The sequence below is a fragment of the Myxococcus qinghaiensis genome (genome assembly GCF_024198215.1).
Taxonomy (GTDB): domain Bacteria; phylum Myxococcota; class Myxococcia; order Myxococcales; family Myxococcaceae; genus Myxococcus; species Myxococcus qinghaiensis.
Genome location: NZ_JAKCFA010000018.1, coordinates 52976 through 75063, shown reverse-complemented (window position 1 = coordinate 75063; position 22088 = coordinate 52976). Strand labels below are relative to the sequence as shown.

Genomic DNA, 22088 nt, shown 5'->3' with positions numbered 1-22088 from the left:
CCGACAGAATTGTGGATTCCTCAGTCTCACGTGATTCCGGGTTCAGGTGCACTGCGCTTATTTTGGCGACAACGGCATCACGGTGACGGCACCTGGGCGAGTCGAAGCACGGGGGACGCGGCATGGTCAGTCCGAGGACGGCACCGATCCGGACAGGCAACACGAGCACCTTCACGCTGAAGCAACGGCGCCTGCACATCATCCTGTTGGACCCGAGGGAGAGGCCCTACGCGGGACGCGAATACGTCCTCCGGGTGGGACGCACCGAGCACTGCGGCACGACTGCGCCCGACGGCTCGATCTCGCACGAGGTCCCCGGGCTCGCCGCCGGCGAGCTGCTGTTGCACCTGCCTCCACCTGCCCCTGGCCCCGATGAGCCACCAACTCCGGCGGCGACCCGGCCCGGCCAGCCCCCGCGCTATCCCCCGTCCATCCACGCGAGTGACTTCATGGACACGCACTCCCCAGCGGAGTCCCCGCCCGACCTGCTGAGTTGGGCGCTGCACCTGGAGTCCCCCGCGACGTTCGACGCGGATGCGATGACGGCGGCCCAGGAGCGCTTGCACAACCTGGGCTTCCTCATCGAAGGCGAGCGCGGCGCTCCCGGCCCCCGCACTCGCGCCGCGGTGCGCGCCTTCCAGCGCCACCATGGACTGACAGAGACAGGGCAGCTCGCAGACGTGCAACGCGAGCTGATTCGCCGCCACGACACCTGAGCCCCCGCCATGGCACGCCTCGCACTCTCGGCCCATGTCGCGCTCACGCCTCCCAGTGGACGCAATCGCAACCGGCTTCGTCTCGCCAGCTTCAGCGTCACGGACTTCCGGCTCTCCATCCCCGGTGGCGCGACGTCGCGCTTCCACCGCCCGGGGCTTCCTTCGAACACCTCCGAGGCTCCCGAAGATGACTTCCACTTCGTGCCCGAAGTAGAGCCCGCGGAGCTGACGTACCAGCTCTCCAACGACGCCAACCTCGTGCGCGTCGGTCGACTGGAGTTGTTCACCCGCCACGCGAAGAAGTCCCTGTGGACCCGGGACTTGTCCGCCGAGGAGCTCACGGGCGGCGAGCACCGCCTGCCCTGGGACGGCACCGTCACCGCGTGCGAGGCCTTTCCCGACGGCGTCGTCACCGTGGAGCACTCGCCCTACAAGCTCAAGCTGACGCTCCAGGGCTCGGGCCTCGCGGAGTGCCCCGTCGCCTGGACGTACTTCCATGTCCTGGTGGATGGGATTGAGCTGGAGCTGGGCGACTCCCGCGTGCTCTCACGCAAGAGAGACCGCGACGTGGCCACCGCGCTCGGACGGCTTCCCGCCGAAGCGGAGCGCGCCGAGATACGCCTCGTCAGCAACCTCTTCAAGACGCGCAGCGCGGAGATGGGAGACGACACCGACTTCCAGCAGTACCGCCGCGCCTGGGGCATGGGGCCCGACGTCCCCATCTTCGCGCGCGCATGGCTCAAGGATTCACAGAACCGTCGCGTCGATGCCCCCCGCGCGCTCGGAAAGGTGCGCTTCCTCTGGGACTGGGAAGATGAGGCCGAGGACCTCACCTCGCACTCGCCCCTGGCCCGCGCCTACCTGGAGCACGCGCTGGCGCGCCAATGCCAGACATCGCGCCCCAAGGGCGACAACGCGCACCGCGACGTCGGCGGCAAGCGAGGCCAACCCAGCGCCACGGTGTTTCCAAGGCAGACCGGTTACACACCCCGCCCCGAGCCCCAGGACGGCGAGTTCCCCTTCCGCGTCGTCCCGTGCACGAAGCGCAAGTGGGCGGCGTACAGCCTGCCGTGGACGAGCGGCGCCTTCGCGGGACGCACGGGCGTGCTGTTCCAGCCCTCGCGCATCGCCGGAGATGCGTGGCGCGTGACGGTGCAGCTTGCCTACGACAAGCGGAAGGATGGCGGTGTCGTCCTGGACGTGGAGGACGACGCGCCCCTCCCCGCCGCCGTGCGAGCCCGCACCGGTGTCTTCGAGTCCTGGCGCGAGGTCCACATCGCCCGTGTCCTGCGCAAACACCCGAGTGTCGCAGGCGTCAGCTTGAGCGATGTCCAACAGCGCTTCGCCCGGGCCTTCCTCCGACTGGAAGACCGCAGCGGTGGCGTCACCGCGATGGACGCACTCACCTACAACGCACGAATCGCCCGGGCCGTCGCCGCCATGTCGCCGGAGGTCCGCGCCGCCATCGACCCCACCGTGGACCAATACGCCGCGGGTCCGCATGCCCTCACATTTCGCACGTACCCGAACTTTCTCGACGAAGTGAAGCGGCAGCGCGGCGGAAGTCGCACGCTGGTGTCTCGTTGGCTGCTGCCCGGCGCAATCGCGAGCACGGACAACAAGGAACACGCGTACCATCGTCTCTGTAAGGACTGGGCGAAGAGCATCCTGGTCATGGCCTTCGACGAGCCCACCGGTGACACGCCTGGCATCGTGCTCTTGCAGTTCGACGGCCTCTACAACCTGGAGACAGAACCCGGGGGCAGCCGAGTCAATGGATTCTCCCAGGAGTTTCCCTCGCAGGACCGCGCCCGCTGCGCCGTCGTGCAGTGCGGTACCGCGAGGAACTACAGCGGCGGGGCCAACTCGCTCGTGCAGACCATTGCCCATGAGGTCGGCCATCAACTCTTCCTGCCCCATGCCCCCTTCCCCATCCACCGCGTGCCCACGGGCGCCATGGTGGAACAACATGACCAGGACGGGACTGACTGTCTGATGGGCTACGACTTTTCAGTGGAGCGAAGGTTCTGTGGCATGTGCCTGCTACGACTGCGGGGCTGGAACAAACAAGCGCTGAGCAGCATCGGAAGTCGGAACGCCCGGCCATGAGCCCGATTCTCCTTTCCTGCCACATGGTCCTCGTGTCGATGACGCTCACGAGCACACCGCCCCGCCCCGCCGCGGGCACGCCGAGCACTCCCTCCGGAGGTTCCTCCGTGCGCATCCAGTTCAAGCTGTCCAAGGAGCGCTTCACCGCCATCGAGGACCGCAGCCTGCGCCTCACCCTGCGCAACGAAGGCACCGCGCCGGTGGAGCTGGCGGACCCCTTCCGCAACTCCGATGCCACGCTCACATACACGCTGACAGGCCCCGAGTATCCCCAGGGCCGCAGCGCCAACGGACGCGAAGTCACCCTGCGAAACCCAGACAACGCCGTCGGGCCCGAGGCCGCCCCGCGCGTGCGACTCGGCGTGGGACAGGCGCTCGAGTCCGTGCTGGAGCTTCACGAGTGGCTCCCCGTCACGCGCCCTGGCCGCTATCGCCTGGAGGCGCGGCTGGAGCAGCCATCCCTCACGGTGAAGTCCACGCCCGTTGAGTTCGACATCGTCGCGTCCACGCCGGGCCCCGCGTCGCTGGGCTGCGACGTGGCCGCCGGATATCACAGCAGCGTCATGGCCACGTGGATCCAGGACATCGAGGGTCGGCCGATGCTCGTGGCAGGCGTCTACGCGGACGCGACAGACGACAGCGAGTGGGGTGTGCGGTGGCGCCCTGCCACCATCCTCGGCCCCGTCGAGCCCGGCTCCAGCGACGCCCTGGCTCCGTGGTCCAACAACACGCAGGGCGCGCCGTGTGTCGACTGGGTGGTCTGGCGCAACGGCGCCTCTGTCATGGCGCTGGCCTCACCCGCCACCACCGAGCATCCGTTCCGCATCGACCTGGAGGCGCCCCCCGAGCACCTGGTGCGGCCACCACTCCAGACGGCCTCGGGAGCGCTCTTCATCCCTGTCATCGCCGCGGGCGGGCGCGAGCTTCGCCTGCTGCGCTTCCACTCCATGGTGGATGCGACGGAAGTCACGCCCGGGCGCGAAGTCGGACGCGTGCGACTTCCGGCCCGCCCCGTCGCCTCGCGCGCCACCATCCAGCCCGACTCCCTGGGTGATGCCATCAGCGTGGTGCTCGTCGATGACACCTCCGAGGGGTTGGACCTGCACCACGTGCGCACCCGAGCCGGTGGCGGGCTTACCCGCGTGGCCAGCACCCGCCTGCCTGGGTTGAGCGCGCTGCCCAGCTCGGAGCCGGGCCTCTGGATTGACTCGGCGGGGCGGCTCAACGTCGCGCTGCTCGCCCTGTCGTTGAAACATCCGCGCAGGGCCATGCTCGCGCAGGTGCGCTACCGGCCGGATGGAAGACTGGAGTCGCCACCTCGGGTGAAGTCCGTGGCGGAGCTCCCCGCGCCTGCTCGCGCGGCCATCGCCCGGTTCCACCCGGAGGACCTCCGCCAGGGGACGTTGTTCTGGGCCATCCTGCTGGAGGACGGACGCCTGCTGAGTCCTTCCAGCCCGAAGCAGGAGCGGCCCATGACGCCCCGGCATCCGGTGGCCCTGCCGCTCGAGCTGTACCCGGCCCGGGACACGTATGTGCTCACGGTGGACCCGGTGCTGGGACCGGCCTTCGAGCAGCTGCGCTGACGCCGTGACGGATGCCCACCTACAGCCCAGGCGGCGGGGCGGGCGTCCGGCGCTCAGGTTTCGCTGTCCAACACAGGCCCGGTAGCGCTAGGTAGAGACGGCTCCCGGGAGTTCCGATGACCGCCGCCCTGCTGTCCCTGACCCTTGCATTCGGCCTCATCACCGGCCAGTTCGCGCCCCAGCAGGGAGCGAGCGAACCCCTTGCGCCCGAACTCGAGGTCCGCGTCCAGAAGCTCGGCAAGACGCTGCGCTGCGCGGTCTGCCAGGGCCTCTCCGTCTCCGACAGCCCCTCCTCCATGGCGCGCGCCCAGCTCGACATGGTCCGCGAGCTGGTCTCCGAGGGGAAGAGCGACCAGGAGGTCATCGAGTTCTTCGTGTCCCGCTACGGCGAGTGGGTGCTCCTGGAGCCCAAGGCCGAGGGCTTCAACTGGTTCGTCTGGCTGGGCCCCGTCGCGCTCCTGATGGTGGGTGGGTTCGTCATCTGGCGACAGGTCCAGCAAGGGCCGCCCGAGCAGGTGGCCGCCACCACGGCCACGCCCGCCACGCCTTCCGCGCCCACGCCGGGCACTTCTACCGCGGCGGATGACGCCGACCCCTACCTCCAGGCCGTGCGCCGGGAGCTGGAGCGCTAAGCCATGCAGCAACAGCCGACCAACTGGTTGCCCGGTATCATCGTCCTCGCCGTGGCCTTCATCGCCGCCGCCGCGTGGCTGCTCTTCATGCGCCGCAAGGGCGCGCTCTCCACGCCCGAGCCCAAGGATGGCGTGCTCGATGACCTGAGCCAGCGCGCGCAGTCGCTCATCGACCAGCTCCGCACGCTGGAGGCCGACAAGCACAACCTGGCCGCCGAGCAGTACGCCACGGAGAAGTCCCGCCTGGAGCACGAGGCCGCCGCGGCCTTCCGCGCCAAGGACGAGCACCTCAAGCGCAAGGCGACCAGCGGTGGTGAGCCCAAGGCCCGGACGCACCAGGCGCCCGCGCCCACGGGCTGGTCGGCGCGCAATCCGCAGCTGTCGGGCGCGCTGTGGGGCGCCGGAATCGTCCTGTTCTTCGGCGGGCTGGGCTACCTGCTCGTCTCCGAGCAGCAGGCGCGCACCGATGGCCAGGAGGCCACGGGCCGCATGCCCCCAGGGGCTCCCGCGCAGGCGCAGCAGGGCGGGACGATGGGCGCGCAGCAGGAAGGCGCGGAGATGGCCGAGGCCCGCGCGCGGCTGGAGACGAACCCGTTCGACCTGGACGCCGCGTCCATGCTCAGCCACGAGTTGATCCGCCGCCAGCAGTTCGACGAGGCCGCGACGGTGACGGCCAAGGCCCTGGCGGTGGACCCGTTCCACGTCGAGCTGCGCGTGCACCGCGGCGTGCTGCGCGCCACGCGCGGAGACCTGGAGGGCGCCGAGGCCGAGCTGACCGAGCTGGTCAACACGTGGCCCGACGCGCAGGAGGCGCTCATCTTCCTGGGCAGCCTGGCGCTGCGCCGCGACGACAAGCCCAAGGCGCTGGAGCACTTCGAGCGCTTCTCCGTCGAGGTGCCGCGCAACATGCAGCCTCCGCAGCTCGGGGCCGCCATCGCGCAGCTGCGCTCCGAGATCGCCGCGGTTCCGTGAAGGACAAGGGGCTTCCTCATGGGAAGCCCGCGGGGTTCAAGTCGCGGTGGATTCGGGCCCGTGAGTGGACGGGCTCTATGCGACGGAGTCAGTTGAGCGTGCCGCACTCGGCGATGCGCTGCACCCGCAGCGCGGCCAGTCGCTCCAGCTCCGCCGCGGCCTCGGGCCCTTCCAGCATCGCCACCGCGCGGGCAATCGCGTCCAGGGTGGACATCCCGGACGGGTGCGTGGGCTCGCGGAGCATGAGCATTCCGGACTCCGGCGCGGGGAGGACCAGCCTGGGCAGCATCCGGAGCTCGGGGATGCGCTGAGACATCCGACGGGCCTGGGACCAGCTCCCGTCCAGCACGACGAGCTGTCGGGGCGCGGGAGCATCTGGCGGTGCCGGCGGGCCATCTGGGAAGAGCATCCAGGTGCCCGGCTCGGAGAGGACGGAGGTGTCGAAGGACTCGTCCTGGGCGCCGTAGGTGAGCAGCTTCGCGTTCGACAGGGCCAGCGCGGCGACGCGCCCGGTGTTGCTCTTCTTCCACGTCTCCACGACGTGCTGGAGCAGGACGATGCGGGTGCGCGTCTCCACGCGGGGAATCTGGGCGCAGAGGCACAGGTGCTGCGAGAGGTTGCAGCGGTCACAACGAGGCCGACGAAAGACGGGGACAGACATCCTCCCGCATCCTGTTCCGTGGGCAGGACGAAGAGAAGCGCTCGTTCAGCCCCGGTGTCTTTCCGCCTCGCGGAAGAACTGGGTGAGCGAGTAGTCCAGCAGTGTCTTGTGTGACTGCATGTATCGACGAGCTCGGAGGAAGGGCAACCAGACGCGCGTGCCGACGCGGACCTGGGACTCCTCGAGCTTCTGGCGCGGCACCCATGTTCCGCTCAGCCGCCGTACCAGGATGCCGCCCAGATAGGCTCCCAAGGCCGGCACGGTGTGCTCGTCGAGGAGGTCTCGCGCGTAGCGCTCCGGGAAGTTCTCCTTCCAGAAGAAGAAGTCGAGGTCCGTGAGGGACTCGGGCGTCGCGTCGAAGATGCCAGGCACCTGGGTGTGCAACGCCGCCACGAGGCTTTCAGACAGGTCACCGTAGTCACCGAGGACGCGCTCCAGATCTTCCACGTCGGGTGGAAGCACGGCCGGGAGCCACTCCTCCGGCACGGGCGGCCTGAAGGCATTGAGTTCAGCGATCTTCCGCTGCCGTTCGCTGATGGCGACCGTGTCGGGCAGTCGCGAAAGGAGCGGGGCCAGATCCGCATGATAGCGAGGTTCCACTGGAGCCAGCGTGGCGCTGCGCTCTTTCAGGGTGCGCAGCACCGTGTCGAAGTCGAGGTCCGGTCTCAGGTGGACGTGCGCGCGGGCCTGGACCGCGCGGGCCTCGTCACTGGCGAAGTCGGCGGCGGTGGGCCACAGCACCAAGAGGACGGAGCCGTTCGGAAGTTCTTCCACGAGGTGCGCGGGAGTCGAAAGCATCCTCTCGCGACCTACCGTCTCCACCAAACTCGGGCCGAAGACATTGAGCCAATACAGCTCGTAGATCTTGTCGAATCCATCTCGCCGTTCGGTCTCATCGTCACGACCGAAATTGGGTGAACCCGACAATTCATCATCGGCCATGCCATGCGCCGTCGCATGAGTCGCGGGGTATCTGGTGGCCCAGACACGAACCATGTCGACAAATCCGCGACAGCGTTCCGCATCGGCGAAGAAGAAAATGGGCTGGATGTTGATCCAGACGTGCAGCTTCGATGGAAGCGGCGGATACCTGAGCCTCAGCGTCATATCCAACGCAGGCCACGACGTACGATAGAGTCCGATTGCAGAGGTCCTCGCCTCGCGTCGCTCCGCCAACGCGCTCCAGACGGCCGCCCGGGAATATCGACGTTGGCGCTTGCCATTGACGACATCCGGCATCCAGTCGCAGGCATAAGCCTCGAGCGCAGCGACGAGAGGCTCCAACTCACGCTCGGTTTGAGCCTGCTGGTCAAACCCTCCGTCGAACGTGAACAGGAGGCGATCCTCCCGAGGCAAGTCTTGAAACTCCAGAACCGTCATTGGAAAAGCACCTCTACTTCTGGGACGACTTCCCGAGCGGCGTCGACAGCGGCCTTCGCTGTTTTTGGGTTCTCAGGCCTGAGCGTGGCTTCGTAGACGAGGCGAACCCTCCCAACCTGCACCTCCATCTCCAGCCCGGGCCGGCGGATGCTGAGTGTCTCCCCGTAGTAGGCCAGAGCCGCCTTCGCGTCCGCAACAATCTGCGCCGTCAGGGGGTCCTCTCTCAGTGTTCGCAGGTCCCGACTCTTGAGGCTGAACGTCTCCACGCGGGGTGATTTGACAGCGGGACGAAGCTCCTCGATGACGAGCACGTCCGAGAAGCGCAGGTCCGCCTTCGCCACTCCCACGTGCGTTTCGATACGGGGCTTCTCGAAGTCCTTGAACCAGCGCCGCTGCGCCCGCGGCAGGGCCGCATCTGCCTCCAGGAGGACGACCATGTCTCGCTCAAAGGTCAGGCCCCGCGCAAACAGGTCCCGCACGAGCTGGTAGCCGGACCATGGCAGCGGTCCCTTGGACGCCGTGCCCTGCTCGATTTCGGCGGCCCGCTTCTCCAGATAGGACAAGTAGTCCGACCAGAGTGGATGCACCTCGGCAGCAGGTGGCGCGGTTTTCAGGAGCGCCTCGCGATGCTTCTTCAGGGCAGCCAGGTCCATCGACAGGCGTGCCCCTCCGGCCTCGGCCTCCACCTGCCGGAACTTCGCCTCCGCCACCTCAGCGGGGATGCCAGCCGATTCGGGTGCCAGCGATGGCCCGCCGCCGCTCTTCCCTCCTCCGCCCCTTGTTGGAGTGGCCCTCGCGGGCTCGCCGTGCCTCACGGCCAGAGTGGCCTGCGCTTGAGCCGGATTGCCTCGTGCCTCGTGGAGGGCCAGCGCGCCAGCCTCGCCCCACTCCGCCACCAGGAGCGCCGCCTCCCGGCTTTGCTGGACGTGACGGGCCAATTCGCTCACTGCACTCCCGCCCGCCTGCGCCTCCAACCTGTCGAGCACGGTCTTCAGCGCTTCCACGCGAGACACTGTCGCCTGGAGCCGTGCCCCCTCCCTCCTAGCGAAGCCGGCTTCACGGAAGGCGCGCGCGCCCGTTCCTCCCGCGTACAAGCCGACCATGAGGGCCGCCGGTGCCAACTGCCGCGTGGCCGCCTCGTACTCTCCCTTCGCGACTGAAGCCCCGCCTTGCGCCGTCCCGGCCGCCAGCGAGTAGAAGCCCAGCGGCACACCGAAGGTGAGGTGGTCGAAGGACGCCAAGGCCACGTTGCCTGGCGCGAAGGCCCCCAGGTACTGCGCCTTCTCCACCGCCCAGTACGCCTCGCGGTACGGCGGCGGCAGCTGCCGATGCAACGAGGAGGCATCCACGCTTCGACTTCCACCCACGAGAGGAATGGACGAGGCGACGTCATCCGCTGCATTCCCCAGCCCCCGCGCGAGGTCGCTGGCGCGGAAGTCCCTCTCCGGGAAGGCCTCCAAGCCCAGGCCCCTCCACTGCAGCTCCGCGTGGACGCCCTCCATGCCCCCCAGGGCACGCTTCAGCAGCTTGTCCTCGGCCAGCAGGCGCAGCACATCCCGCACCTCGTCGTCGAAGGCCGTGTGGAGGACGAAGAGAGCGAGGACTTCCGCCTGGCCCGGGCCGTACTTCTCGGCGGCGGTGGCGAGGAAGACGACGCGCTTCTTGAGGAGGACGTTGGCTGCCTCCACTTCCAACGGGCCCAGCGCGCCCAGCCGGACCGCATTCCAATCCGAGAGGGACGCCACCAGTTGGGGCATGTCCGCCGTGCGCTGCAAGGCCAGGAAGGCCGCGGGCGTGGTGCACCCCAGGAAGGGCGCCAGCACCTCCTCGTCCGTGGACAGGAGCGGCCAGCCAGAGGGCACCTCTCCACAGGCGACAGACCTGACGTCGACGACGGGCAAGGCCGACGTTTCGCCTCCACTGCGAACCACTCCCGGAACAACTGACGGGGCTCGACGGCGGTGCAACAACGGCCCGACTTCGGCCTCCACGAAGGAGACGTCCTCGGGCGCATCGTCTGCTGGAAGGCTCGCGACAGCGCTGTTCCCCAGCGCCGACATGGGCGTTCGGGACGAGAGGGACGAGAGCGTTGCCCCCGGCCCATTCCGAGCGGGCCGCGAGGCACACCCCGCGGTGAGGAGCGCCATGGCCAGCGACAGGCCGACTCCGCGCCACGGCAGCCGATCAGCGCGCATTGTCCACCCCCATTCCCACGGCCGCGAACGCCCCCGGCCGCAGCGTCCCTTCCGTCGTGGGAAACAACAACGTGCCGCCCTGCCCCATCGCGTACAGCCGCCCTCCGAGGAATCGCCACCGCGCCTCACCCGAGACGAGGTAGCGCGCTCCCGCCTGTCCCATGCCTGTCGCCTGTCCCCTCAGTCCCAGACTCAAGTCCTGACGGAGGACTCGCGTCTCCACGCGCCCATCGACGTCGACCCGGCCCCAGGTGAAGGTCTCCACGCCCAAGGAGAGGAAGAGGAGTCGCTGCCGCATGCCATTCAGGAGCACCGCGTCCCAACCGAGAATCACCTCCCCGTAAGCCGAGGCTCCCTCGGGAAAAATCGCCTCCGCCAGCGGCACCGCGGACGGGCCCGCCACCTGGAAGCGCGACAGCTCGTAGTCCGGTCCGAAAGCGCCCTGCCGGAATCCTCCGCGTTGCAGGCGGCCCTCCAGGCGCGCTCGCACCTCCAACGTCGGCGACACGGCCTCCACTCCCAGACCCGCCACCGCGCCCCACGCACCACCCTCACCAGGGCGTCCGCCCCACCCTCCCAGCACATGCAGCTCGAGGCCCTTGTCCTTGCTCCGACGCCGCAGCACCACGGCGGTACCGTCCAGGTGCGCCAGCGTCATGGGCATCGAAGTACCTCCCGCCTTCCCCCAGTCATGCACCGCCGACAGCGCCAGCGTGTAGCGGCCGGAAACAGGAGGGCGGCCGAAGAGCACGTGCTGCACGTCCAACGCGACTTCCGCACCCATCAGGCGAGCACCCAGCAGGTCCGAGACGAAACCCTCCGCGTATACCGGCCCCAGCGTCCCCGTCCCCACCACTCCGGCCGGGTGGTAGTCGGGGTTGGCTCGGTTGCTGTAGCGCCGCACCAGGTGCCCGGACAGCAGGGTGTACCCGTCCATCATCCCCACCCACACCGAATCAGGCGCGTCACCGCCCACCGTGAAGAGGCGCACCAACTGGCCCCAATCGGACAGCGTGTCCCAGTCCTCCTTCCTCACGAAGCCGGCCCCATCGCCGCCGCCCCATAACCGCAGCCGCACCGGCGCCCCAAGGTCGAGGCGAAACGGCTCGCCCTGGTCCCAGGCCACCCTGGGCTCCACCTGCATGAAGCCTTCGCCGCCACCCGCGCCCCTTCGCGGCAGCAGCGTCCAGGCCATGGCCTCCATGCTCAGCACGTTCGGCCACGGTGACGTCGATTCGGACGTGGCAGGTGGCGAAGCCTCCTCCTCGGGTTGTGCCGCCTCGCCCTCGCTGGCGGACTCAGGCGTCACGGCCTCTTCCAGCTCGCGAATGGCGGCTTCCACTTCTTCCCATCGCCGAGGGGCGACACGCTCCTCCGCCCATCCCGCACCCGGGAACAGCAGCGGCAACACGACGGCCCAGCTCCGACGCGAGAACATCGACGCCTCCTGTGAAGGCCCCGATTGGGGATGGAGAGGCGCAGAGAGTCCCAGCTCGGTCCGACACGACGTCGGGCCACTGGCGCTTGGATGGAAGTGATTGGCACTGGGACGACGTTGATTTCGCGCCCTGTCACAGTGTTACATCGCGACCGCAGTGCAGCACCGGGACTGAAGAGGGGGAGACATGTCGACTCGTATCTCGAAGGACGCAGCGCCCGTCGCGAGTGCTTCGGCGGAGCAGGCCCGTCGTGCCGCGGAGGAAGCCGCGAGACGCGCCGCGGAAGAAGCCGCGAGACGCGCCGCGGAAGAAGCCGCCCGTCGCATGCTGGAAGAGCTGGCGCGGCTCGCCGCCCAGGCCGCGAGCCTGGCCACCCAGAAGCCCGATACCTTCAAGACCGCCCAACCCCAGACACGAGGTCCGGACCTCGCGACGGATGGGACCTCCGCACCCGGAACCACGCTTGCGAACGAGAACGCGAAGGACGGCCGGGTGAACTGCCTGGACGCCATCGCGGACTTCCTGTCGCTGGCGCCCGCGGTCATCCGCGCGCGCTCGGAGGTCCTCTTCCTGAAGGACAGCCGTCCCGGCGCCGAGGGCACCACCGGCCACGTCGTCATCCGCCAGGGCAACAACATCTACGACCCGACGACGCGCGAGTGGACCGCGTCGGAGACGTACCTGAAGCAGCATCCCGAATACTCCATCGCGGGCTCCGTGCCGGGCAGCACGGTGAACACGATTCTCTCCGCGCCCCCAGGCCCGGAGCGGCAGGCCGCGCTGGCGAAGGCAAACCTCCCGCCGGACATCGCGAACATGGTGGTGGCGGACTCAGGGGCCTCGCTCCCCGTCCCCAAGTGGCTCGAACAGGGCGACTCCCCACCGTGGCTGGGGTTGGCCTGGCACCATATGGACGCGACGGCCCAGGCGAGCGTCCTGAACGGAATCCGCGAGAATTGGAGCCAGCACGTCGAGGACATGGCCCCCGCGTGGATTCGCGACCCGTCCCTGTCACCGCCACCGCTGACGGAGAACTGGAGCCAGCTCACGCCCGAGCAGCAACGCGCGACGGCCGAAAGCCACTGGGACACGCTGGTCCAGGAAGAGATGTCCCTCTACTTCGGGCCCCTGCCTGAGTCAGGCGTGGCGGCGGAGACTCCGCTCATCGGCACCTCACGCGGGTGGCCCTGGGGCGAAGGCAGCGTCGGCGAGTGGAGCGCGAACCACGCCGCGGGACAGGACCCCATCGCCCAGTACCTGAACGTCGGCGCCATCCTCAACGGCGAGGGCCAGAACTACACCCATGGCAACCTGTGCGGAGAGCTGACCGCCCTCTCCGTCATGGGACTCGGACTCGTGGACGGACTCACCCGCTTCGCCGAGCTCGGCTCCAACTATCGCGGCATCCTGGGCAACGGCGAGATGCTGACGAACTCCACCGACCTGGAGACCTTCCTCGCCAGCCAGGGCTGGAGAATCGTCGGTCAGCAGGAGGGCGCCGAGAACGACCCGACCATGAAGGACCTGGACGGAAACTTCAGCGCCACCAACACGTACAACAACAACCACGCTCAGAACCCCACGCCCGAGGCCGTGCAACGCATTCTCGATGACGGCGGCTCGCTGATGGTCCTCGTCAATATCGACGGCGCCGATGACGGAATGCTGGAGTCGGTGACGACGTCGGAGCGCGACATCACCCACTGGGCGAGCGTGGTCGACATCAGCGAGAACGCCCAGGGACAGACGTACGTGCGCGTCTACAATCCCTATCAGAACCGCGAGGAGGTCTACTCGTGGGCGGACTTCAAGGCGGCGTGGCAGAGCCCCAGTGAGACGGGCTTCACCTACGTCGCCGCGATGCCGCCCGACGTGAGCAGCGCCCCCTGAAGCTCCCGGGTGGAGGGCCCACGGTCGTCGTCCAGAACCCGTCCGGGCGACTTTCCAGGGCCCTCCCCCTTCGAGAACAAAGCCTCAGTTCACCGCGGCGCGGCGACGACGGAACCGGCGCACCTTCTCCACCCACGTGCCCGGCATCAACTGCTTCGCCGCGTTGCGCCCCTTGCGCGCCAGCTCCTCCGCCCGGGTGAACCAGTCCCCCGCGCGAGTCCCGCTGTGCACGCGCACGGACACCGTGCGCCGCTGCTTCGACACCCAGTCGGACTTGTACGTCTCGGTGCCGCGCAGGAAGTCGTACTCCGTGAGCCCGGCATCCATCGCGTCCTTGAACGTCTCGCCCACCAGCACCAGGCCCACGCTGCGGTTGCGCCACGCCGGGTCATACCCCGACTGGAAGTACACGAAGCGGTCGCCGTGGACGATGCCGTATACCGATGCGACGGCCTGCCCACCCACCTTCATCGTGTACATCCGCAGCCGTCCCCGCTCCGCGAGCAGCTGCGTCGCGTCCCGGTGGAACGACTCCACACCCGTGCCCTTGATGCCCTGCGAGCCACCGTCCTCCGCCCACCGCGCGGAGTGCAGCCGGAAGAAGTCCGTCATCGGCCCGGCCAGCTCACCCGGCGCCTCCGTGCGCTCGATGCGGTAGCCCTCCTGCTTCTCCAACCACTTGCGCCGCCGCAGGTAGTTGTCGCGCCGGCCCGTGCGCTTGAGGAACGCATCGAACGGCTCGCGCGGGTCCAACACGTCATACGGACACACGTACCGCTCCGACAGCCGCACGTCCTGTCCGGAGAAGACCTCCCGCAGCACGTCCACCGTGACGGAGTCCTCGCGCAGGTCCGTCAAGTCCAGCACATCCCACTCCTCGCGCAGCGCCACCAGCATCCGCGCGAAGGCCCCCGCCACCTCGCGCTCCAGGCCCCGCCGGGCCACGACGTCCAGGTAGTCGCTGCCCACGTGCGTCTCGCCCAGGAAGCCCAGGCGCCGCACCGGCATTCCCGTCACCCGCCGCGTCTCCAACCCCAGCGGCAACAGCCCCACCAGCGTCCCCGCCGCGTCGCGCGCGGTGAGGACCAGCGGCCTGCGGCCCGGCTCAATCCGCCGGCACCACGGGTACAGCCACTCCCACGCATTGAAGGGCCCCGCGTGGCTCGAGTCCATCAGCGCGTTCCACTCCGCGCGCATCCCCGCCAGCGCGGACAGACTGCCCACGGCGCTCACGTCCAGCCGCTGCGCGGCACGCGGCCCCTGCCTCAGCTCGTCTTCGCGAATCACCGTCCCACCTCCTCGGAGGGGAACGTCGCCCCTCCCACCGCCACCGTCCCACTCATCCCGCGCGCTTCTTCGTCCGCTTCTCCGCGCGCACCGCGTCGCGCACCACCAGCGCCACGTCCGCCATCACCTCCGGCGTCAGGTCCTGGTGACACGGAATCTCGACGATGCTGCGCCGCAACTGCGCCACCTCGGGGAACGCCCCCGCGTCACACGCCGGATGGAAGCGCTTCCAGAAGTCGATGGCGTCAATGCCCTTCGCCCTCAGCCGCGCCAGCACCTCCGCCTTCTCCTGCACCACCATGGGGAAGAAGAGCGGACACGCCCCCGGCGGAAGCTGGTTGAACAGCGGCGGCACCACGTCCCGCAGCCGGCCCAGCAGGTAGAAGTAGTTGCGACGCCGCTTCTCGACGATGGACTCCAGGTCCTGCGCCAGGGCGATCTTCTTGGTCAGCGGGCTCATGCCCAGGTCCACGTGCTTGCGGTCGAAGTGCTGCGTGCCCGTGGCCACGCGCTCGATGCTCGCCGCCTTCACCGTGCCATGCCCCAGCGTGCGGACCATGCCGCGCAGCGCGCGCCCCGCCGCCCCACCGCGCAGCTCCAGGTTCTGCAGCAGCGCGGACACCGTGTGGCTGAAGGTCGACGCGGACGGCGGCGACGGCGGCTCCGGCAGGCTGTAGGAGCGCGGCCCGTTCACCACCAGCGCGCCGCCATTGGGCACGGGCAGCGTCTTGTAGAGGCAGAAGATGCCCACGTCGCCCGTCGTCCCCAGCGGCACCGAGCCATCCGACGACAAGAGCGACAGCGCGCAGTCCTCAATCAGCACCAGCCCGTGCTGGTCCGCCAGCTTGCGCATCTCCTCCGCCGGGCCCGGGAAGCCCGCGTAGTGCGTCAGGTACAGCGCCTTCGTCTTCGGACCGATGCGCCGCGCCACGTCCTCCAGGTCCACGTCCCAGCGGCTGCCCACCCGGTAGAAGCGCGGGGTTGCGCCTGCGTCCACCAGCGCCTCCACCTCCACGCCGTGGTGGTACGACGGCATCAGGACTTCACCCTTGTCCAACCCCAGCATCTTCACCGTGAGCCACACGGCGTTGCGGGCGAAGTAGAAGTAGCGGACGTTGGGCGAGGAGAACGGCGGCAGTGCTCCGGGCCGGGGCTTGGACAGCAACATGCCAGGCCACAGCGTGGGCAGGGACGGCACGAACATCTTGCCCGGGGGAGTCATCGCTTCCATTTCGCCACCACCTCTTTCACCGCCGGGCTCCACCGGAACTTGGCCGCGCACAGCGCTCGGCCGAAGGCGGAGTCATTGAAGATGTAGAGCCACGTGTGGCGCCGGACCTGGTCCGTCCAGTCGCGCTTCCACACCATGTCGGGCCCCAGGAAATCGAACTCGCGCAGGCCCCGGTCGATGCAGGCCCCCACCACCTCCTCCATGAGGAGCTGGCCCGGGCTGCACTCGCGAAGCTGCTCGTCGTAGCCGGGCTTCAGGAGGAAGTAGCGCCCGCCATCCTCCAGCCCGAAGTGGAAGGCCACCGGCCTGCCGTCCAGCCGCAGGAAGTACAGCGCCAGCTTCTTGCGGTAGCCCGCGTCGCGCGCCAGCTCCGTGTAGAAGCCTCGCGTCGCCGCGTCCTGCGCCATGGCCGTTCCGCGCTCGCCCTTCCAGCCGCTCTGCTCCAGCAGGAAGCCCTCCTCCAGCGCGCCTTCCAAGTCCAGCCCGCCGTCCACCCGCTCGAAGGTGACGCGGCCCTTCTCCTCCAGCTTGCGACGCCGCCGCCGGCAGTTCGCCTTGAACTTCGCCTGGAGCGACGCCTGGTACTTCTCTCGCGTGGCGGGCAGCGGGATGTACGGCGACTGGAGCGACTCCCACGCCCCCACGGGCATGTCCGCGCTGCGCGCGGCGCCGTGCAGCCGCCACGCCGCGCCGCCGTCCGGCACGTCCGTCAGTCGCAGCACGTCCCACCCGCCCTGCATGCGCAGGTGCGCCAGGAACAGGGCCGCGGCCACGTCCGGCTCACGGGCCAGCAGGTCGAAACGACAGGAGTGCGCGTTGGCCGCGCCGGAGAGCTGACGCACCGGCACGCCGTACAGCGTGGTGCGCTCCTCCCACAGCGGCAGCGCCGCGCTCAGCTGGCCGTCCTCGTCCCGCAGCGTCAGCACGCGCAGGCGCGAGCCGGGGGCGAAGTTGTCCAGCCAGATTCGCAGGAACTCGTGCCGGTAGAACACCTCGTTGGAGGTGGCCTCCACCAGCGCGTTCCACTCCGACTCCAGGGCCATGAAGGCCGCGCGGTCGCCGACTTCGACGACCTGCGGCCCGGGGCTGCTCAGGGTTGCTTCCATGTTCGGGCGCCCAAGGTGGTGATGGGGAGGCGTGGCTACAAGCCGCTGCGAGCCATCTTCAGCAGGCAGGCGGCGACCTTGCGGCTGTCATGTCGGATTCTCGACCCCTCCTTGAGGAGGTCGGCCCGCACCGGCACCACACCCGCGGCGATCAGCTCGCGCGTGTCCACGTCAACGGGGAACGAGCCCCGCCGGCCATACCGCCGCATCGCATCCGGCGTCGGCAGCGTGCCGTTCACCAGCACCGCGTCCAGGACCGGGCCCACGTGGTCCCTCACCGCCTGCACGTGGTCCAGGCACGACATGCCGTCCGTCTCACCCGGCTGCGTCATGAGGTTGGACACCATGACCTTCAGCGCGCGCGTCTCCTTCAGCGCCTGGGCCACGCCGTCCACCAAGAGATTCGGCAGGAGGCTCGAGTACAGCGAGCCGGGCCCAATCGCCACCAGGTCCGCGGTGTAGATGGCCTCCAGCAGGCCCTCCACCGGCGGCGGCGAACGCGGGCTCAGCGACACCTTGCGCACGCGCCCCTGCGCCTTGCAGATGTTGCGCTCGCCCACGACTTCCGTGTCGTCGTGCATCTGCGCCACCAGCTGCACGGAGGCCAGCGTGGACGGCAGCACCGTGCCGCGCGCGCCCAGGAGCTCGCCGGACATGCGCACCGCCTCCATGAAGTCGCCCTTGAGCTCCGCCAGCGCGGCGATGAGCAGGTTGCCCACCGCGTGGCCGGCCAGGCCCCGGGCTCCCCCGAAGCGGAACTGAAAAACTTCCTTCAGGGCGCTGCGCCCGCCGGCCAGCGCGACCAGGCAGTTGCGGATGTCACCCGGAGGCAGCGCGCCGTGCAGGCGACGCAGGCGGCCGGAGCTGCCCCCGTCGTCGCTCATCGCCACCACCGCGGTGATGTCCACGCCCGGGTCGCCCGGCTTGGGCTGCGCGCGCTTCGCCAGCCCTCGCAGCACCATGGGGAGCCCCGTGCCGCCGCCGATGGCGACGATGCGCGTGGGCCGCTCCAGGTGCGGCTGCAGCAGCTCGTTGCGGTCCCTCTCCCGTTCCTGCTCACGCTCCCGACGGGCGCGTGCTTCGTCCCAAGACTCCGGGAGCGGCGAATCCATGTCCATGCCCACCATGACCCAACCCCCATCCACGACGCCCAAACCCGCCACCCCTGGCGAGTCCCCGCCCGGCCTTCCCCCCTTCGAGGGAAGGCCGACGGGAGGTGTGCCTACCGAGCTCCACGCCCGAGCAAAACATGCCTCACGGTGTGGAAAATGATGCCCACGTCCAGGAACAGCGAGCCGTTCTTCACGTAGTACAGGTCGAACTCCAGCTTGTTGCGCGCGTCCTCCACGGAGGCTCCGTAGGGGTAGCGAATCTGGGCCCAGCCCGTCAGGCCCGGCTTCACCGCCTCACGCAGCCCGTAGAAGGGAATCTGCTGCTTCAACTGCTCGACGAACACGGGCCGCTCCGGACGCGGACCCACGAAGCTCATCTCCCCCATCAACACGTTGAACACCTGGGGAATCTCGTCGATTCGCGTGCGGCGGATGAACTTGCCCACCCGCGTGACACGGTCATCGTTCGCACGAGCCCACACCGCGCCGTTCTTCTCCGCGTCCGTCCGCATGCTGCGGAACTTCCACAAGTAGTACGTCACCCCGCCCAGGCCCGTGCGCTCCTGCCGGTAGAAGACGGGCCCCTTCGAGTCCAGCTTGATGGCCACCGCCACCAGAAGCAGGAACGGTGCCGACAGCGCGAGCAGCAGCGACGCCACCGCCAGGTCGAAGGCCCGCTTGAAGGCCCGCCGCAAGGGAGACACCGTCAGCTCGTCCGCGAAGGCGAAGTCGCTCGCGCGGAGGAACTGCACCGGAATCCGCCGCAGCACCCGCTCGCAGAAGCCCGTCGCGTCATACACGCGGCGGCCTTGCAGCCGACAGCTCAGCAGTGAGTCCACCCAGTTGGCCCCGCGCATGTCGTCAGCAGCTTGCACGACATATGCCGCGCCCATCCGGGCCGCCATGTGCTCCAGGGGCTCCTTCGTGTTGCGAGGGTCCACCAGCGCGACGACGCGGTAGCTGCCCTCGCCGCCCGCTTCGATGGCGGTCGCCACCGCGCGGGCCTTGAGGCCGTCGCCGACGATGAGGACCGCGTGCGGCGCCCCCACCAGCGCGCGAATCGACACCCGGACGACGAGGGTGCCAGCCAGCGCGCCCATGGCCCCACCGAGCAGCGCACCCGGAGGCAGCGCGACGGGCAACACCAGCGGGGCCACCAGCATCACCCCGCCCGTCACCATCGCCGTGACACCCGCGGCCTTCAGGAAGCGGTAGCCCCGCGCCCTGTCCTCCGCGGCGACGCGCAAGTCATACAGGTCCAACAAGTACAGCGTGAACTGGAACGTGACGACGAAGGCCGCGCCCAGCCCCAGCAGCGTGGGCCACAGTGCCGCCAGCGGCGGCCGCGTCCCAGCAGGCGCGAAGAGTGCCGCACAGGCCGCCGCGCCCATCACGCAGGCCAGTGCGATCGCCGAGCTCTCGGCGAGGAAGAACGTCAGCTTCTTGGCAGAAAAATAATGGTGAAAAACCCGGAGCACATGCCCCTCCAACCCACCCGCCCGACTCACGACCGCCCCCTGGAATCCTCACCTCCGCCCCACTCCCGTTTCCGGGAAGGAGGGGCGGAGGTCACCGCCCTCTGGCTACTTCTGCTTCTCGTAGTTCTTCAGGTACGGCGTCGCGTGCACCTCCGCGCCATTGAGCACGCACCCCAGCACGGGCGCGCCAGCCAGCTGCTCCACCGCCTGGTGCACCGTCTTGCCCGGCGTGACGTTGGCGCGGATGACCATCAGCACCCCGTCCACCTGGTGACCCAGGATGGCCGCGTCCGCGAACGGCAGCGTCGGCGGCAGGTCGATGTACACCTCGTCGAAGCCCTCGCGCACCGCCTTGAGGAACTGCTTCATCCGCGGGCTCGCCAGCACCTGCGAGGGGTCCTCCGGCGTGGCGCCGGCGGGGATGAGGGCCAGGCGCGTGGCGGCGAAGCGACGCACCACGTCCCGCACCTCGACTTCACCCGACAACAGCTCCGCCAGGCCCGTCTTGTTGCGCACCCCCAGCGTGGCCGCCACACCGCCTCGCCGCAGGTCCGCGTCCACCAGGAGGATGCGCCGGTCCGGATTCGCCCGGGCCGCCGCCATCGCCAGGTTGACGCTCGTCACCGTCTTGCCCTCGCCGGGCATCGCCGACGTCAGCGCCACCACCTTCATCGGGCGCAGCTCCCGCATCCGCTCCAGCCGGTAATACAGGCTGCGGTACTGCTCCGCCGCCGCCGAGGCCGGGGCCGTGAGCGTCACCACCCGCCGGTCCACCGCGTTCGGGTTCGTCGCGTTCTCATCCACGCGGGGGAGGAAGTTGCCCGCCCGCTCCATCGTCTGGTCCATGTTCGGTTTCCGTCCTTTCCTGTGGGTGTCAGTTCAGCGAGGTGGGGGAAGACACGTTGTTGCGCCCTCCCTGTGACGGCATCAGCACGCGCCGCTCCGTCTTGCCCTGCATGTCCGGCACCACCGCGAGCACCGGCAGCGTCAGGCGCTGACGGACCTCCGTGCCATCCCGCAGGCTGTCGTCGCGCATCTCCAGCATCGCCCCGGTGAGGACGCCCAACCCCAGCGCCACCAGCAGTGCAATCGCCAGCCCCGACATCCGGTCCGGCCGGGCCGCCGTCACCGGCACACCCGCGGGGGAGATGACGTTGAACAGACTCTTGGAGCTCTTGGCCTCCAGCTCCTGGGCGATCTCCGCCTCCACCTTGCGGCTCACCACGCTCTGGTACTTGGTGCGCGCGATTTCGTAATCGCGGTTCATGACACCCAGCTCATGCGCCCACTTCGGCGTGTTGTTCAGCCGGGACTGGTACGCCTCCGCCTTGCCCTGCAGGTCGACGATGTCCTTCTGGATTCCCTCGATGAGCGACGCCACCCGGCCGCGCTCGGCACGCTCCGCCCACAGGCGCCCTTCCGCCTCCTTGCGGCGCGTCGTCATGCCCTCCAGCTCGGACTGCATGCGCTTGACCTCCGGGTGGTCATCCGTCCACTGCGTCTTGGCATTCACCAGGGCCCGCGTCAGGCCGCTCTCCGCGGACTCCAGGCGACCGGCCTCGCTGTCCACCGCGTTGCGAGCCCGCGCCAGGTCCGAGCGACGCGCTTCCGCCACGCGCAGCTCCTCCGACTTCGTCTGCAGCTCGTGCGACACCCGCTCGAGCCCTCGCATGTTCATCTCCATCTGCTCGGGCAGCTCACCCAGGTGGTCCACCTTGAACTGGGCAATCTTGCGCTCCCAGCTGGAGACCGCCTTGCCCATGTTGACCATCTCCTCGTTGAAGAGGTCCGTGGCGCGCGCCGCCTGCGCCTGACGCAGCTTCAGCGTCTCCTCGGAGAAGATGGTGGGCAACCGGTTGGCCACCTGCGCGGCCACCTGCGGGTCGCGGTTGGCGTAGGTGATTTCGAACGCCGTCTCACCCTCCACGCGCACTTGCAAATCCTTGCGCATCTGCGCGACAGCCGACTCCATGCCCTTCTCGGACACGATGTCCGGATAGAGGTTCATTTCCTCGATGGCCTTCTGCAGCACGGGCCGTGCCATGAGCTCCTGGCGCACCGTGAGCAGTCGCTGCTCGATGAGCTCGCTCACCGTGCGCTGCACCATCTCCTCACCTGGCCGCTGCGGCTCCACGCGGACCACCGCCGACGCCTCGTACATGCTCGGCCGCGTCATCACGATGGCCGCTCCCACCGCGAATACCGCTGCTGTGATGGCTCCAACCAGCGCCTTGCGGCGCCAGAGAGAGGCCAACAGCTGGTCCGCCGTCATCCCACGCTCCATGATCCGCTCCTCC

General features: G+C 69.0%; 17 protein-coding genes. 6 read left to right on the top strand and 11 right to left on the bottom strand.

Annotation, left to right across the window (positions count from 1 at the left end):
• The first annotated feature begins 122 nt into the window (after positions 1-122).
• The 5 genes from LZ199_RS29865 (at position 123) to LZ199_RS29845 (ending at position 6012) form a co-directional block, all read left to right on the top strand.
• Positions 123-716, top strand: a complete 594-nt coding sequence (locus LZ199_RS29865; protein ID WP_253997181.1) for a peptidoglycan-binding domain-containing protein — start codon at positions 123-125, stop codon at positions 714-716.
• A gap of 9 nt (positions 717-725) precedes the next feature.
• Positions 726-2825, top strand: coding sequence for a hypothetical protein (locus tag LZ199_RS29860; protein ID WP_253997180.1), 2100 nt, complete (start codon positions 726-728; stop codon positions 2823-2825).
• Complete coding sequence (locus LZ199_RS29855; RefSeq protein ID WP_253997179.1) at positions 2822-4408, top strand: hypothetical protein; 1587 nt, start codon at positions 2822-2824, stop codon at positions 4406-4408. Before LZ199_RS29860 ends, LZ199_RS29855 begins: the two co-directional genes overlap by 4 nt.
• Before the next feature lie 116 nt (positions 4409-4524).
• Positions 4525-5040 carry a cytochrome c-type biogenesis protein gene (locus LZ199_RS29850; protein WP_253997178.1) on the top strand — a complete coding sequence of 172 codons (516 nt, stop codon included), beginning with the start codon at positions 4525-4527 and terminating at the stop codon, positions 5038-5040.
• 3 nt (positions 5041-5043) lie between these two features.
• Entirely contained in the window at positions 5044-6012 is a 969-nt protein-coding gene (locus LZ199_RS29845) for a tetratricopeptide repeat protein (protein ID WP_253997177.1), read from the top strand.
• A gap of 88 nt (positions 6013-6100) precedes the next feature.
• Here LZ199_RS29845 and LZ199_RS29840 read toward each other — a convergent pair whose 3' ends face one another.
• From LZ199_RS29840 to LZ199_RS29825, 4 genes are all read right to left on the bottom strand, one after another.
• Entirely contained in the window at positions 6101-6673 is a 573-nt protein-coding gene (locus LZ199_RS29840; protein WP_253997176.1) for a tRNA-uridine aminocarboxypropyltransferase, read from the bottom strand.
• A 45-nt stretch (positions 6674-6718) separates the two neighbouring features.
• Positions 6719-8053, bottom strand: a complete 1335-nt coding sequence (locus LZ199_RS29835) for a hypothetical protein (protein WP_253997175.1) — start codon at positions 8051-8053, stop codon at positions 6719-6721.
• Entirely contained in the window at positions 8050-9954 is a 1905-nt protein-coding gene (locus LZ199_RS29830) for a hypothetical protein (RefSeq protein WP_323389948.1), read from the bottom strand. Before LZ199_RS29830 ends, LZ199_RS29835 begins: the two co-directional genes overlap by 4 nt.
• 283 nt (positions 9955-10237) lie before the next feature.
• On the bottom strand, positions 10238-11686 hold the full coding sequence (locus LZ199_RS29825) for a hypothetical protein (protein ID WP_253997173.1): 1449 nt from the start codon (positions 11684-11686) through the stop codon (positions 10238-10240).
• A 187-nt stretch (positions 11687-11873) separates the two neighbouring features.
• Here LZ199_RS29825 and LZ199_RS29820 point away from each other — a divergent pair, with 187 nt between their 5' ends.
• Positions 11874-13577 carry a hypothetical protein gene (locus LZ199_RS29820; protein ID WP_253997172.1) on the top strand — a complete coding sequence of 568 codons (1704 nt, stop codon included), beginning with the start codon at positions 11874-11876 and terminating at the stop codon, positions 13575-13577.
• 84 nt (positions 13578-13661) lie between these two features.
• Here LZ199_RS29820 and LZ199_RS29815 read toward each other — a convergent pair whose 3' ends face one another.
• From LZ199_RS29815 to LZ199_RS29785, 7 genes are all read right to left on the bottom strand, one after another.
• Positions 13662-14864, bottom strand: a complete 1203-nt coding sequence (locus tag LZ199_RS29815; protein WP_253997171.1) for a GNAT family N-acetyltransferase — start codon at positions 14862-14864, stop codon at positions 13662-13664.
• A gap of 52 nt (positions 14865-14916) precedes the next feature.
• Positions 14917-16095: a DegT/DnrJ/EryC1/StrS family aminotransferase gene (locus LZ199_RS29810; RefSeq protein WP_407667256.1), complete on the bottom strand. Its 1179-nt coding sequence runs from the start codon at positions 16093-16095 to the stop codon at positions 14917-14919.
• Entirely contained in the window at positions 16083-17201 is a 1119-nt protein-coding gene (locus LZ199_RS29805) for a GNAT family N-acetyltransferase (protein WP_253997170.1), read from the bottom strand. The genes LZ199_RS29810 and LZ199_RS29805 overlap by 13 nt, the downstream gene beginning before the upstream one ends.
• A gap of 35 nt (positions 17202-17236) precedes the next feature.
• The gene (locus LZ199_RS29800) at positions 17237-18328 is read right to left on the bottom strand and encodes a gluconeogenesis factor YvcK family protein (protein WP_163870584.1); all 1092 of its coding nucleotides are present in this window, start codon (positions 18326-18328) and stop codon (positions 17237-17239) included.
• 95 nt (positions 18329-18423) lie between these two features.
• Positions 18424-19791 (bottom strand): polyisoprenyl-phosphate hexose-1-phosphate transferase ExoE, encoded by a 1368-nt coding sequence (exoE, locus tag LZ199_RS29795; protein WP_253997169.1) that lies wholly within the window; start codon positions 19789-19791, stop codon positions 18424-18426.
• 105 nt (positions 19792-19896) lie between these two features.
• Positions 19897-20637, bottom strand: coding sequence for a CpsD/CapB family tyrosine-protein kinase (locus LZ199_RS29790; RefSeq protein ID WP_163870585.1), 741 nt, complete (start codon positions 20635-20637; stop codon positions 19897-19899).
• 28 nt (positions 20638-20665) lie between these two features.
• Positions 20666-22075, bottom strand: a complete 1410-nt coding sequence (locus LZ199_RS29785) for a GumC family protein (RefSeq protein WP_253997168.1) — start codon at positions 22073-22075, stop codon at positions 20666-20668.
• Between the last annotated feature and the right edge of the window lie 13 nt (positions 22076-22088).